A 13,917-nucleotide genomic window follows, 5' to 3' on the forward strand; every position below is an offset into this window, starting at 1 on the left:
ATAAGATGTGCATATAGCAAAGGTTTTTTTTATATAAACAATTGCCTTGTAGTAGTTACGAAGGCTTTTATTTTATTGATTTGTTCATAAGTGGTTAATAAATACTAATCAGTCTTTAATTAATGAAGCTAAATTAATAATAGATTTGACTAGAATTAGGTTCTTTATTAAATTTCAATTTAAAATAGATTAAAAGGGAATTAAGTGTAAATCTTAAACTGTTCCCGCAGCTGTAAACTCAGTAGTTGTTTTACAATCTTTTGCCACTATCAATAGTTATTGGATGGGAAGGCGTAAAACAGAAGTAAGTCAGAAGACCTGCCTTTTTCAAAATAACATAAAACTTTCGGGAGAAAAGTTTGTTTAAATATTTCTAAAAGATAACAAGATTTGTTTTTTACAGGTTCTATTGTTTAGATGTTTTCTAAACAATATTGCATTGTACAATTTAATATTATGATGAATTACGTCGATTTGTGTGTTGTTTTACAAGAGGTTCCGGGTGAGATTAGCATTTGTTTTTCAATAACAGGTTGTGAGTTAATGTGTAACAACTGTCATTCTGCATACCTGTGGAAAAAAGAAAATGGAGATCCTTTAACACTTCAAAAATATACACAAATTTTAACAGGATATAGCAATTTAGCAAGTTGTGTGCTTTTTATGGGAGGTGAATGGTATGAAAATGAGTTAGAAGAATTTTTAAAAATAGCCAAAGAATTTAATTATAAAACCTGTTTATACACAGGTAAAACTACTGTTTCAAATATATTACTAAATCAACTTACTTGGGTTAAAACTGGACCTTGGATTGAGAAATTAGGAGGTTTGGAATCAAAAACCACCAATCAAAAATTTATAGAAGTAAAATCAAATAACATATTAAATCACTTATTTCAAAATAATTAAGCTATGATACGACTTACCGACGAGCAACTTACACAAAAAATCAATTTTATTGAAAATTACATCAACTCTAACAATGCGGCCGACGGTTCAGCGGTTGATGCCAACGCCAATGTAACTTCAAAAAACATTGCAACAATGGAGGCTGAATTGAATAAAGATATTAATATTCAGGTAAATAGAAGCTTGGTTAAAAATAAAATAAGCGAATTATTTGGAGAAGACTTAGCGAATGAATACATACGCCAAATTGAAAGTCATGAAATTTATGTACATGATGAAACATCATTAAAACCATATTGCGTTTCAATAAGTATGTATCCATTTTTATTTGATGGTTTAACAAAATTAGGTGGTGAAAGTAAAGCACCACAGCATTTAGAAAGTTTTTGTGGCGAATTTGTAAACTTGGTTTTTGCCATAAGTTCTCAATTTGCAGGAGCCATGGCAACTGTAGAATTTTTGATGTATTTTGACTATTTCGCTAGAAAAGATTACGGAGATAATTATTTAGAAACCAATGGTAAATTAGTAGCCAATCATTTACAACACGCAGTGTATGCTATAAATCAACCAGCAGCAGCAAGAGGCTATCAGTCGGTATTTTGGAATATATCTTTATATGATGAAGCTTATTTTAATAGTATGTTTGGAGAGTTTGTTTTTCCAGATATGAGTAAGCCTATTTGGGAAAACCTTAAAAAAACACAACAGTTTTTTATGAAATGGTTTAATAAAGAACGTGAAAAAGCAGTGCTAACTTTTCCTGTAGTTACAGCTGCTATGTTGGTAAAAGAAGGAAAACCTGTAGACCATGATTTTGCCAATATGTGTGCGGAGGAATTAAGTGAAGGCAATTCGTTTTTTATCTATCAATCTGAAAATGCAGATAGTTTAGCTTCGTGTTGCAGGCTTAGAAATGAAATAAGCGATAATACCTTTAGTTATTCTTTAGGGGCTGGAGGAGTTGCAACAGGATCAATAAATGTAATCACCTTAAACATGAATCGTTTGGTGCAAAAAGGAAAGCATTTAAAAACTGAAATTGAAAAAATTCATAAATATCAAGTTGCATATAGAAAGATAATTGAAGCATATAAACAGGCCGGAATGTTACCGGTGTATCAGGCTGGTTTTATTTCGTTAGATAAGCAATTTTTAACAATTGGTATTAATGGTATGGTTGAAGCTGCGGAGAGTTTAGGTTTGCAAGCTGAAAATTCAACTAGCTATAAATCTTTTGTTCAGGAAAAATTAAAAATTATTTATGATGCTAATAAAGAAGCTAAAAAGAAATACGGCTATATGTTTAATACTGAATTTGTACCTGCTGAAAATTTAGGTGTTAAAAATGCAAAATGGGATAAGGAAGACGGTTTAATAGTGCTTAGAGATTGTTATAACTCTTACTTTTATGCTGTTGAAGATACTACAATGAATACATTAGATAAAATTTTGCTACATGGAAAAGAAACTATTAAATATTTAGATGGTGGTTCAGCACTTCATTTAAATTTAGAAGAAATTCCTAATAAAGAAGGATTTTTAAAATTAATTAATGCAGCAGCAGTAGCAGGGTGTAATTATTTTTGTTTCAACGTAAAAATTACCATTTGTAATAAATGCAATCATATTGATAAAAAAACGTTGACTAAATGTAGTAAGTGTGCAAGTACAGATATAGATTACGGTACTAGAGTAATTGGTTACTTAAAACGAATTTCAAGCTTTAGTTCGCACAGGCAAACGGAACAAAAATTAAGGTTTTATCACAGAAAAGAAATTTCTTTTAATACGTGTACTGTTTTAGAAAAAAGGAGTGAATTATTAAACAATCATTTTAAAACTAAAACCAATCAGTTACTAAACTAATTATAAAAGAAACTGTTTGAAATTAGGTGTTAAACCATTACTCAAACAGTTTCTTAAGTTTAAAGATCTAAGAAGCTTTTAAAAAAGGTTCTTTTAACTGAAATTTAAATGTAGCCTTACAAGTGGTAGTTTTTGTTTTTTCATCATTGACTAAAACTAATAATTGTAATTCGTTATGGTTTAATTTTGTAATTTGAGATTGTATTAGCAATTTATCATTCAAAAATGCATTTTTCAAAATTTCTAACTTATATAATTTGGGTGCATTCACACTTAAATCAGGATTGTTAGTAATCATATCTGTCACAAATTGTTCCATTACCTCATATAATTTGTTAGGAAGTAATGCTTTGTGATTGTTAATGTCATTTTTTGTTACTTTGAAGTAGGTGGTAGGGTTGTTTGTAGTGATGTTATTTAACGTATTCATAATTTTGTATTTTTAAGTTCTTATTCGCAATGGTATGGGTATTCTTGTTGTAGTGTTATAAGCTAAGCGTTTACCTAGCATTTGAATGGACTTGGCGACTTGTTGAATAATGATGTTTAAATGTTTCATAATTGTATTTATTTAAAATTAATATTAGTGTATAAAAAAAGGTGCTTTTTGTTGTAAAAGCACCTTTTAAATATGTTGTAATTTTTAGTTTATTTACTAAAATTATTGAAAGTGCTTTTTTTTACATATATATGTTGTTGCTTAAAATTACGCATAGCATACAGGGAACAAATCGATTGTATGGCCGACTTGACATAATTTAAAATTGTTGTATGTGCAGTAAATACTTTCATTATTTATCAAAAATAATATTATTATTTAAAATGCAGGTATTTTTATGTGTTAATTTTATGTTATTTCATCTTTTTGTTAAATTATTCACAATAAACTAGGTGCCTTTTACATTTCATAAAAAACAAGTTATCAAAAAGATAAAAATTAAATACATCCTAAACCAATTTCTCGTACATTTGCAAAATATTTTAAATACATAAATTATGGGAAGCATTAAAAACTTAAAAAAAGATATTAATTACGTTTTAGGAGATATTATTGAAGAGTGTTATTCTTGGGAATTATCAAACCCAAAAGCTGACAAGAAAGAGTCTGAGGCTATTATGGATGAGGCAGTTAATACTTTTGATTCTCTTATAGATTTGATTAACACGAAAGATGTTGAAAATAAAAAAGCACATTTTAAAGCTATAGAAGCTGCATTAGAAGCAAAAGCTGTAGAATTAATTGCTAGAGTAAATAAATTGTAGTGGTTAAATGTTAAAGTAATGTTTTTTTTGTATATTTATAACACTAAAAATACAACTTAAAACGTTCATGTTTTTATAACAAAAAAATTAAACCCTATGGCAAGAGAAATGTTTGAGTATACAAAAACGGTACTCAAAAAAGTAAGCTTTAACACAGAATTATTTAAAAAAGAATTAGAAAAAGCGGTAAATAGGTTATTACCATTTGAAATTAAAGAATTATACATTTGGTTAAAAGAATTTACCTATAATAAACCAGAATTATATCCGTGTTTAGCGTTAGTATCTAAAAATTAAAAAAGGAGCCTTAGGCTCCTTTTTTTTGTAGTATAGGACTTATTATTTTAACATCATTAAAAGCTATAATTCCTCTAACAATACCGTCTATGGTATTTTTTAAGGTTTCAATTAAATGAATTTTTAGTTGAGATTTATGATAAAGAATGCTGACTTCTCTAGCTGGAACTGGTTCTTTAAACTGGCGTAAATAAATACGATCCTTATCGTTTAAATCTAATGTTTGTAGATAAGGAAGTAATGTCATGCCTAAGCCTTCTTTTGATAATTTTATCAACGTATCAAAACTTCCACTATGCAATTGAAAGTGTTGATTTGTTCTTCCAAAGGTTCTACATAAATTAATAACACTTTCTTTAAAACAATGTCCGTCTTCTAATAAAAGAATATCATCAATATTTAAATCATCAATGTTTAAAGATTTATTTTCAAATAAACGATGCTCTTTGGGTACAAAACCAACAAAGGGTTCATAATACAATACACGTTCTTTAATTAAATCATTTTCTAACGGTGTTGCAGCAATAGCTACATCAATATGTCCATCAGTTAATTTTTTTATACATTCTTCAGTAGTTAATTCTTCAATTTTTAAATTTACTTTAGGATATTTCTTGATAAATGTCTTTAAAAATAAAGGAAGTAGGGTAGGCATTACTGTAGGAATAATTCCTAATTTAAAATCTCCACCAATAAACCCTTTTTGTTGTTCAACTATATCGTTTATTCTATTGCTTTCATCAACAATAATTTTTGCTTGTTCAACAATTTTACTGCCAATTTCAGTAAGTTGAATCGGTTTTTTATTTCTATTAAATATTTTGGTATCCAATTCATCTTCTAACTTTTGAATTTGCATACTTAATGTTGGCTGGGTTACAAAACAATGCTCTGATGCGGTTGTAAAGTTTTTGTATTCAGCAACAGCTAAAACATATTTTAATTGTGTAATAGTCATGACTATAAGTTTTTCCGATAAAGATATTAAAACTATCAATTGTAATTATGATAAATCGTTCTTTTTTTTCAAGAAATTTGTATTAGAAATAAAACATAGATTAATAATTAAAAACAATAGATATATGAATACTACAATTATAGGTTTAGATAAAAAACAAGCAGAAGAATTAACAATTAATTTAAATGAATTATTATCTAATTTTCAGGTATATTACCAAAATTTAAGAGGTTTGCATTGGAATATAAAAGGAAAAAACTTTTTTGAATTGCATGTCAAGTTTGAGGAGTTTTATACAGATTCACAAGAAAAAATTGATATGATTGCTGAACGAATATTAACGTTAGAAGGTACGCCATTACATACGTTTTCTGATTATATTGAATTAGCTAAAGTTCCTGTTGGAAAAAATGTTACCAATGATGTTGAAGGAGTTTCTTTAGTAGTAAATTCTTTAGCTGAATTGTTGAGAATTGAGCGTTTCATATTAGAAGCTTCTGATAAAGCAAGTGATGAAGGTACAAATTCTATGATGAGCGATTTTATAGCAGAACAAGAAAAAACAATTTGGATGTTAAATGCTTGGTTGTCTTAATTAATTTAAGTAAAAAAAAGCGGTTTTCAATTAATTGAAAACCGCTTTTTTCATGATTTAAATAATTTGATGCATCCATAAAATGAAGGATATATCAATAGTATTTTTTTACGACCAAAATTTACGTTTTTTATTCAATTCATCTTCTTGTAACTTGTATTCTTCAGGAGTAATTACTTTTAAAAATGAAGGGTCTTGTTCTATTTCAATTTGGATTCGTTTTACAATTTCTTCAAAAGTTTCATTTTCGTAATCAATTTTCATAGGCTCTTTAATAACCATAGACTGTAATACGTCTCTTTTTTTGATGATGAGTCCTTTTTTATCAAATGATCTTCTAAAACCATCAATCACAATTGGAACAACAACAGGTTTATAGGTTTTAATAATATGCGCAGTTCCACGACGAATAGGCTTAAAAGGAGTTGTAGTACCTTGTGGAAAGGTAATTACCCAACCATCATCTAGCGCTTTTTTTATATTACTAATGTCAGACATTTTTACTTGCCTTTTTACATCTTGACCTTTACTTCTCCAAGTACGTTCAATAGAAATTGAACCAACATAAGCAAAAATCTTAGGTAGAAGTCCAGCTTTCATAGTTTCTGAAGCGGCTATATAATAGATGTTTAGCTTAGGGTTCCAAATGTATCCAACATTTTTAATGGTATCAACTCTTCCTTTTAAAGAAGCATTAAATACGTGTAACATTGCTGCGACATCAGCAAAATATGTTTGATGATTTGAAACAAAAAGTACATTTGTTTCGGGAAGGTTTCTAATAATTTCTGAGCCTTCTATTTGGAGTTTGTTAAAGCGGCGATAACGTCCGTGTGAAACAATTCCAAAAAAGCGAATAAGCCATTTTTTTAGAAATAAAATGTGCCCAAAAGGGTTCCTTTTAAATATTGGCATTTGGTTGGTTTAGTTTTGTTGGTTGTACAAATTTACTAAAAAAAAGTTAGATATTTTTTAAGAGTTCCCTTATTTCATTCAGCATCATGGCTGTTGCGCCCCAAACAATATAACTGTTTAATTTAAAGCAAGGTACCTTAATTTCTTTTGCATATGAAGTTGATAATATTGTTGTTGAAATAACAGTTTTGTTTAAAAAATCATCTAATGTAACTTGAATTAATTCTTCAACTTCATGATTTGTTCTAAATTGCGGTGACTGGTATGTAATTCCTAAGAAAGGAGTAACTAAAAAATTACTAGGTGGAATGTACACGTTTGTCATTTCTTTAAAAACAGAAATAGTGTTTTTTTTAATTCCTACTTCTTCAAAAGTTTCTCTTAAAGCTGTATTTTTTAAATCAATGTCGTTGGCTTCAAATTTCCCTCCAGGAAAACTTATTTGTGCAGAATGTGTACCGTTATAGCTTGCTCTTTTGGTTAATAAAAAACAAGTATCATTATGTTTGTTTGGGTAAAATAACGCTAGTACACCTGCTTTTTTTGGTTGTTGGTTTTCAATATAATCTTCTGAAAGTTGTTTTCTTATTTTAGGAGCCAATTTAAATTGAGCATCTAAGCCTCCAGTCGGAAGGGTATCTATTGCAGAAATACGATCTTTAAAAAGTGAAAAATCCATATTATTCCTTAGTATAAAAGGTAGGTAATGATAAATGAAATTTTACAGCAATAATTCTAATAACAATTACAATAGAAGTTGTGATTACATAGATCATATTTATTGGTAAATCAAACTTATTTAATATTAAAAAAGTTATTGAGCCAATAAAGGCTGCTGTTGCATAAATTTCTTTTCTAAAAATTACAGGAATTTGAGTGCAAAGAATATCTCTAATAACACCTCCAAATGAAGCTGTTATGATACCTAATGCAATAGAAATAATTGGATTGAAGTTTGATTCTACACCAATTTGTGTACCTGTTATGGTAAAAATACCCAATCCAATAGTATCAAATAAGAATAGGGATTTACTTAAGTATTTTATGTGGTTTCTAATTACAATAGTTACAATAGTAGTTGCAATAATAGTAAATACATAATACGTTTCAAGCATCCATCCTACAGGTTCTTTCCCTATTAAAACATCTCTAAGCGTACCACCTCCTAGGGCAGTAACAAAAGCAACCATAAAAACTCCAAAAGGATCGAGTTTCTTATTTATAGCAACTAAAGCTCCTGAGGTAGCAAAAGCAATGGTTCCTAAAAGGTCTAATAAATCAAAGAAGTTCATAGGTTAATGTACAGTAAAGCGTTTACTTTTTTATTTAATATGAAATTTTGCAGCCAATGCAGCTCCAATAATTCCGGCTTCATTTTCAGCTTCAGCAGCCACAATAGGTGTGTTGATATTTATTCTTGCTTCAAATTTATCTAATTTTTTGCTTGCTCCACCGCCAACAATAAATAAATCTGGCGATAGTAAAAGCTCAATATGTTCAAAGTATTCATGCAGTCTGTCCCCCCATTTTTTACGACTTAACTGTTCTCTTTTTCTGGCAGAATCAGCAGCGTATTTTTCGAAAATTTCTCCATTCTTATGTAATACATGTCCAAATTCAGTATTAGGTAATAGTTTTCCATCTAAAAAAACAGCCGATCCAATTCCGGTCCCTAAAGTAATTACAACAACAACTCCTTCTTTATCTACACCTGCGCCAAATCCAATTTCAGCTAAACCCGCGGCATCAGCATCATTGACAATAGAATATTGATTTCCTGTTTTTTGTTGAAATAGTTCCTTTACATTAGTACCTTTCCAATCTTCGTGTAAATTTCCTCCACTTAAGCAGGTTCCATGTTGTAGTGGAGTAGGGAAGCCACAACCCACTAAGCCAGTCCAATTAAAATGTTTTACCATTTTTTGAATAACTTTTGATACTGCTTCCGGTGTTGCGGGTTTAGGAGTTGGTATTCGGTATCTTTCGGTAGTTAGTTTACCTGTGCTTGTATCTACAATAGCACCTTTTATACCTGTTCCACCTACGTCAATACCTAATACTTCCATAATTATATTTTTAAATGTTACTTGTTTTTGTTAAACGGTCTTCAATCCATTTTTTTAAATCGAAGAAGTTTTTTGGAGCCACACCGTGTCCTACAGGATATTCTTGATAACAATGTTTAATATTCAATTGTTTGAAGAATTCTGGAGCTTTATTAGCCCAAGTTACAGGAATTACTTGATCAACGCTTCCGTGAGAAATAAAGAAATCCAATGCCGAATAATCTTTAGTTTCTAAATTTTCAGGTAGTAAATCTGGGTTTACATGACCACTTAACGCGATTACTTTTTGAATAATTTCAGGATAATTTAAAGCTACCGAATAGCTTAAAATTGTTCCTTGACTAAAGCCTAGTAAAAAGGTATTTTTAGGTGCAATCGCATATTTTTCTTGAACTTCTTTTATAAAAGCAGCAATGGTTTCTCTTGCTGAAATGGCTTCAGGTATGTCTGAAAATTTCCCTTGTGTGTCGTTAAAGTTAATGGAGTACCAGGCATAGCTTCCAAAGCCAAGCATTTGAGGCGCTCTTGCACTTATAATTAATAATTCATCAGGTAATTCACCTGCAAATGAAAATAAATCTTCTTCATTGCTACCGTAACCGTGTAATAAAATAAGTAATGGTGTATTTTCTGAAGGTGTTTTTGGTTCTCGAATAATATATTTTAATGATAATTCTTCCATAAATTAGTTGGCAACTGTTTTATTAAATTGATTTAAACCATTCTTGAAATTTATCTCCCAACAAAGGAACTTCTTTTTCTTCACCGTTAAATGCACCTATAAGTCCTATTACCCAAAGTACAAAAACACCAAGGTTTAATAAATAACCAGCAGTATGTGGTAAAAATTTATAGGCTAAATTTGCAACTAAACTTAATAGTAATAAGCCAATTGCTTGACGAATATGAAATGAGGTAAAATAATTTTTTTTATCTTTATTTAAAATTACGGCTATAATTAACCCAATCCACCATAAGTAAGCTATTATTGCGTTGGTTTTACCTTCTGAAACTGTATTGTTTTGCATAGTTATTTTAGTTAGTTTTATTTTAAAGTATTGTTTTGTTGTTTGCTATAACACCATAAACTCTTCCTGTTAATTTTTTATTTAAAAATATGGAGTTTTTTGAAGTTGATAAAATATGAGCTTCGGTAAAAGTGTATGCATCATCTGGATTGAAAAGGGTTAAATCTGCCTTTTCACCTACTTTAATGCAATTAATTTCAATATTAAATATTTTACGAGGGTTTGTAGTTAAACTCGCAATTAAAACATCAGTATCAATAACTTTATTTAAGGCTCCAAATAAGCTTTCTAAACCAATAGTTCCAAATTTAGCATTGCTATATTCTACTTTTTTATGTTCAATATCAATTGGGTTGTGATCGCTTGTAATGATATCTATAACACCATCATTTAAGCCTTTTATTAGAGCATTAATGTCTTTTGAAGTTCTTAAAGGAGGTAAAACTTTGGTGTTTGAGTCGAAATCCATCAATTCATCATCGGTTAACACTAAATTATGAGCAGTAACACTACAAGTAACTTGTAAACCTTTCTTTTTAGCATCTTTAATTAATTGTACTGATTTTGCAGTTGAAATACTTGGTATGTGCAATTTTCCGCTAGTATATTCTAAAATAAATAAATCACGCGCTATTTGCATTTCTTCAGCAAGTGCAGGCAACCCTTTTAATCCTAGTCTTGTACTATTTTTTTCTTCGTTTACCAAGCCGTTGCGAGCGATGGAATTATCTTGAGGATAGCTCATAATTAAACCGTCAAAATTTTGCGCATATTGTAAAGAAATTTTTAACAAATTAGCATTTGAAATCGGTTTTTTATAATCACCAAAAGCAATGGCTCCGTAATTTTTCATATCAAAAAGCTCTGCAATATCTTCACTTTCTGAATTTTTAGTTAAGCTTCCTAACGGGTAAAGGCTAGTAGCAAAACCGCAGGCTTTGTTTTTTATAAATTCAATAGTTGCTTTATTATCTGCAACTGGAGAAGTATTTGGGTTAACCGCAACAGCAGTAAAACCACTTTTAGCAGCGGTATTTAAACCGTTTTCAATGGTTTCTCGTTCTTCAAAACCAGGTTCTCCAAAACATACACTTGTGTCAAACCAGCCTTGTGAAATATGAAGGTTGTCTAATTGAATTTCTTCAAAATTCCCCTTATTTTCTATGGAATTTTCAATTTTAAGAATGATCCCATTTTCAATTAAAATGTCTTTTGTTTGATTGTGAAAAGGGCTTGTTTTATCAATTATTGTTGCAGATTTGATAAGTAGTGTCATATTTTGAAATATTTTAATATCAGCATTTCAATGCACAAAAATAGTACAGAAAATGCTAAAAACCATTTAAAAAGCCAATTGATTTTTTGTTGATCGTGAATTGATGAAAAAATAGCAGCTACTGAAGCTACTGTTGTTATGTTTTTATTGGTTGAAATTAGTTGTTGTAGATCCATATAATCTAAATTACTTTCGTCTCTATTGTAATTAAATGCAATGGTTTGCAGTGTTTTATTAGCTGAAGTAATGTTGTAAAATCCGCTTTTTAAAATATGATCTTGCAAGTCTAAACGGACCTTGTTGTTTGAAATTGTTTGCAGTGGAATAAATTCAGTAGCTTCATTTGAAACTTTTAAAACAGCATCTTTACCAATTTCAGTTAAAACATCAATGTTTGTATTTGGTGAAATGGTATAGTAAAGTTCAGATAATTGCACGCTCTTTTTGGCGAAATTATAAAAAACAGGCACAATTAAAGAGGATTGTGTAAAGTTGCTATTGTTTTTATTTAAAGGAGAAGCAACCCAATAAACGGAGTTATTTTTAAAGTCTATGGAAGAAATAAAAGGCGAATTATTTTCAAAACTTATTATATTAGAACTCGAATTTAAAGTACTTTCAAAATAAATAGAAGTGGTTGGGTATTGAAAGTTGGTGATCGGTTTTTCAAAAACATCTTGTAATAAAGGATGCTTGTAATTGATGGTCGTTATTTTATGCTCTTGTTTAATTTTATAGTTAATGTTGCCTATTTGTAATAAATTTAAAAAGTAATTGTACCTGTTAATATTACTTTTTTCAGAAGGAATGATAACGACGCTTCCTCCGTTTTTTGAAAATTCAAGTAAATTATTCGCTAATTCAGCAGGGATATTTTCCAACTCATTCAGTAAAATTAAATGCTGCTTTTGAATGTTATTATAGTTTAAATTTGGTAGGAGTGAAGTGTTGAAATTGAATTCATTTTCAGTATAAATTTTCCTTAGAAATGTACTGTTTTTTCCAATGCTTAAAACGTTGATTTTAGTTGGTTTTGAAAGGGTGAAAAAGAAGTCGTTATCAAACGTTAAAAAATTATCAACTAGTGATATTTTACCATTGAATTTAGTTGTTTTAGGAATATTGAATTGAACAATTTTAGAGGTACTGTTATCAAATTTAGCGGTTGTTTTACCTATGAGTTTAGTGTCTTCAAATAAAGAAATTGGAATACTTAAATTGTTTTTTAGCGTACTTTTAATAACTACGTTTAAGGTGGTTTCTTCTAAAGATGTTGCTTCTGTATAAATACGATCAATATAAATATTGTTAATTTTAGTAGGTGTTGTTTTTAAAAGCTGAATTGGGAAGTTTACATTTGTAACATCAATTTTATTTTTGTTATTAATATTTTGAAAATCAGATATTAATATAGATTCATTTAAAGTGTTAGTTTTGTTTGATCTGTTGCTGTTTAATTGAAGTAAAAGCGTGCTTAATTCTAATTTATGAGGATAGTATTTAATACTCATCAATTCATTTTTTAAATTCTCAGGAGTTGAATTTTTAAAAAAATCATTGTTTGTGAGTAAAGATATTTTTTGATTTGGGTTGGTATTGTTTTCAATAATATGTTGCGCTATATTTTTTAAAAGTTCACCATTTTCACCTTTAGCTTGCATACTAAAAGAATTGTCTAAATAAATGGTGGTATTTAATTTTTGAGTGGTCCTGTGTTTTGAAAAATAAGGTTGTGAAAAGGCGAATATTAAACAGGTAAAGGCAAGCATTCTTGTGAGTAATATGAACCACTTTTTTAAACGTGCACTTTTACGTGTTTGTTGCTCAATGTTTTTTAAAAATTTTACATTGGTAAAAGGTATTTTAACAAAGCGCTGCAATTGAAATAAATGAACTATTATCGGAATGATAAGTAGCAGAAGTGCGTATAAAATTTCAGGATGCTTAAACTGCATTATTTATGTAAAGTTTATCAAAGATAAAAAATTCAATGGTACTTAAGCAAAATAGTTTTTTAAAATTCCCAGCGCATAATTACTTGCAATTGAATTTGCAAATCTTGAAAAATCTATAGTCGCATTATCGTTTGCTTTGTCTGAAATAATTCGAATAATTGAAAACGGTACACTGTATTCAAAACAAACTTGCGCTACAGATGCGCCTTCCATTTCAACACAAGTTGTTGAGGGTAACAAATCGTTTAAAAATTTAATTTTTTCTATACTCGAAATAAATTGATCACCACTAGCAATGTCTCCTAAAATTGCTTTTGGTGTTGTGATGTTAAAAGCATTAGCTTCGGTTTTCGAAATAAAATCGCCGTATGTACCTATAAATTGTTCTGTTGCTTTTAAAAGATTTTTAGGATTTTTTGTAGCCACGTATTTGTTTTTCAGAATGGGTATTTCAAATTGATTGTAAAACGGACGTGCATCTAAATCGTGTTGATATAAATGCTTTCCAATTACAACATCACCAATATTCAACGTTTCTTTAATTCCGCCAGCAACACCCGTAAAAATAATTTCTTCAACATTAAAATCATTGATTAGCTGAGTAGTGGTAGCAGCAGACGCTACTTTTCCCCAACGCGAAAAAACAAGCACTACATTTTTGTTGAAAAGCGTACCTGAGTAGTATTCTCGCATTCCTTTTTTAGTAGTTGTTATATGTTCAAGTTCGTTTAGCAAAGCTTGAATTTCTTCTTGCATTGCGCTTATAATTCCTATCATTTCTAAAAA

Annotated in this window: 16 protein-coding genes and 1 riboswitch; of the genes, 5 read left to right on the top strand and 11 right to left on the bottom strand. The window is 29.4% G+C overall.

The genetic code is table 11. From position 1 onward, the window contains the following. Positions 1-140: 140 nt before the first annotated feature. Positions 141-340, top strand: a riboswitch (cobalamin riboswitch). 116 nt (positions 341-456) lie between these two features. Both nrdG and nrdD read left to right on the top strand, forming a co-directional pair. Continuing rightward, positions 457-909: an anaerobic ribonucleoside-triphosphate reductase activating protein gene (gene nrdG / locus CHB67_RS11210; protein WP_089382007.1), complete on the top strand. Its 453-nt coding sequence runs from the start codon at positions 457-459 to the stop codon at positions 907-909. 3 nt (positions 910-912) lie between these two features. Continuing rightward, complete coding sequence (nrdD, locus tag CHB67_RS11215; RefSeq protein WP_089381877.1) at positions 913-2,778, top strand: anaerobic ribonucleoside-triphosphate reductase; 1,866 nt, start codon at positions 913-915, stop codon at positions 2,776-2,778. Positions 2,779-2,845: 67 nt separating this feature from the next. On the opposite strand, the gene CHB67_RS11220 is transcribed toward nrdD, so the two are convergent. Continuing rightward, positions 2,846-3,208, bottom strand: coding sequence for a hypothetical protein (locus tag CHB67_RS11220; RefSeq protein ID WP_089381878.1), 363 nt, complete (start codon positions 3,206-3,208; stop codon positions 2,846-2,848). A 566-nt stretch (positions 3,209-3,774) separates the two neighbouring features. Between CHB67_RS11220 and CHB67_RS11225 the strand changes: the two genes are divergently transcribed. Beyond that, the gene (locus tag CHB67_RS11225; protein WP_089381879.1) at positions 3,775-4,041 is read left to right on the top strand and encodes a hypothetical protein; all 267 of its coding nucleotides are present in this window, start codon (positions 3,775-3,777) and stop codon (positions 4,039-4,041) included. Positions 4,042-4,137: 96 nt separating this feature from the next. Further along, entirely contained in the window at positions 4,138-4,338 is a 201-nt protein-coding gene (locus tag CHB67_RS11230) for a hypothetical protein (protein WP_089381880.1), read from the top strand. A gap of 10 nt (positions 4,339-4,348) precedes the next feature. Here CHB67_RS11230 and CHB67_RS11235 read toward each other — a convergent pair whose 3' ends face one another. Further along, positions 4,349-5,296 (bottom strand): hydrogen peroxide-inducible genes activator, encoded by a 948-nt coding sequence (locus CHB67_RS11235; protein WP_089381881.1) that lies wholly within the window; start codon positions 5,294-5,296, stop codon positions 4,349-4,351. Between the two features lie 124 nt (positions 5,297-5,420). Between CHB67_RS11235 and CHB67_RS11240 the strand changes: the two genes are divergently transcribed. Continuing rightward, positions 5,421-5,891: a Dps family protein gene (locus tag CHB67_RS11240; RefSeq protein ID WP_089382008.1), complete on the top strand. Its 471-nt coding sequence runs from the start codon at positions 5,421-5,423 to the stop codon at positions 5,889-5,891. Between the two features lie 108 nt (positions 5,892-5,999). Here CHB67_RS11240 and CHB67_RS11245 read toward each other — a convergent pair whose 3' ends face one another. The 9 genes from CHB67_RS11245 to CHB67_RS11285 are packed head-to-tail and all read right to left on the bottom strand — an operon-like array spanning position 6,000 to position 13,908. Continuing rightward, positions 6,000-6,806 (bottom strand): lysophospholipid acyltransferase family protein, encoded by an 807-nt coding sequence (locus tag CHB67_RS11245; RefSeq protein ID WP_089381882.1) that lies wholly within the window; start codon positions 6,804-6,806, stop codon positions 6,000-6,002. Positions 6,807-6,852: 46 nt separating this feature from the next. Then, positions 6,853-7,485, bottom strand: coding sequence for an NUDIX hydrolase (locus CHB67_RS11250; RefSeq protein WP_089381883.1), 633 nt, complete (start codon positions 7,483-7,485; stop codon positions 6,853-6,855). A 1-nt stretch (position 7,486) separates the two neighbouring features. Continuing rightward, positions 7,487-8,098 carry a trimeric intracellular cation channel family protein gene (locus CHB67_RS11255; protein ID WP_089381884.1) on the bottom strand — a complete coding sequence of 204 codons (612 nt, stop codon included), beginning with the start codon at positions 8,096-8,098 and terminating at the stop codon, positions 7,487-7,489. 30 nt (positions 8,099-8,128) lie between these two features. Next, positions 8,129-8,872 carry a polyphosphate--glucose phosphotransferase gene (gene ppgK, locus CHB67_RS11260; protein ID WP_089381885.1) on the bottom strand — a complete coding sequence of 248 codons (744 nt, stop codon included), beginning with the start codon at positions 8,870-8,872 and terminating at the stop codon, positions 8,129-8,131. A 10-nt stretch (positions 8,873-8,882) separates the two neighbouring features. Continuing rightward, positions 8,883-9,554, bottom strand: a complete 672-nt coding sequence (locus CHB67_RS11265) for an alpha/beta hydrolase (protein WP_089381886.1) — start codon at positions 9,552-9,554, stop codon at positions 8,883-8,885. Positions 9,555-9,576: 22 nt separating this feature from the next. Continuing rightward, positions 9,577-9,900, bottom strand: a complete 324-nt coding sequence (locus CHB67_RS11270) for a DUF4870 domain-containing protein (RefSeq protein ID WP_089381887.1) — start codon at positions 9,898-9,900, stop codon at positions 9,577-9,579. A 22-nt stretch (positions 9,901-9,922) separates the two neighbouring features. Continuing rightward, complete coding sequence (locus CHB67_RS11275) at positions 9,923-11,176, bottom strand: dihydroorotase (protein ID WP_089381888.1); 1,254 nt, start codon at positions 11,174-11,176, stop codon at positions 9,923-9,925. Then, on the bottom strand, positions 11,173-13,131 hold the full coding sequence (locus CHB67_RS11280) for a BatA domain-containing protein (RefSeq protein ID WP_089381889.1): 1,959 nt from the start codon (positions 13,129-13,131) through the stop codon (positions 11,173-11,175). Before CHB67_RS11280 ends, CHB67_RS11275 begins: the two co-directional genes overlap by 4 nt. 42 nt (positions 13,132-13,173) lie before the next feature. Continuing rightward, a complete protein-coding gene (locus CHB67_RS11285; RefSeq protein WP_089381890.1) occupies positions 13,174-13,908 on the bottom strand; it encodes a 5'-methylthioadenosine/adenosylhomocysteine nucleosidase in 735 nt (244 codons plus the stop codon). Positions 13,909-13,917 lie beyond the last annotated feature (9 nt).

Origin of the sequence: Lutibacter agarilyticus, from assembly GCF_900188235.1 — a bacterium.
GTDB classification, from domain to species: Bacteria; Bacteroidota; Bacteroidia; order Flavobacteriales; family Flavobacteriaceae; genus Lutibacter; species Lutibacter agarilyticus.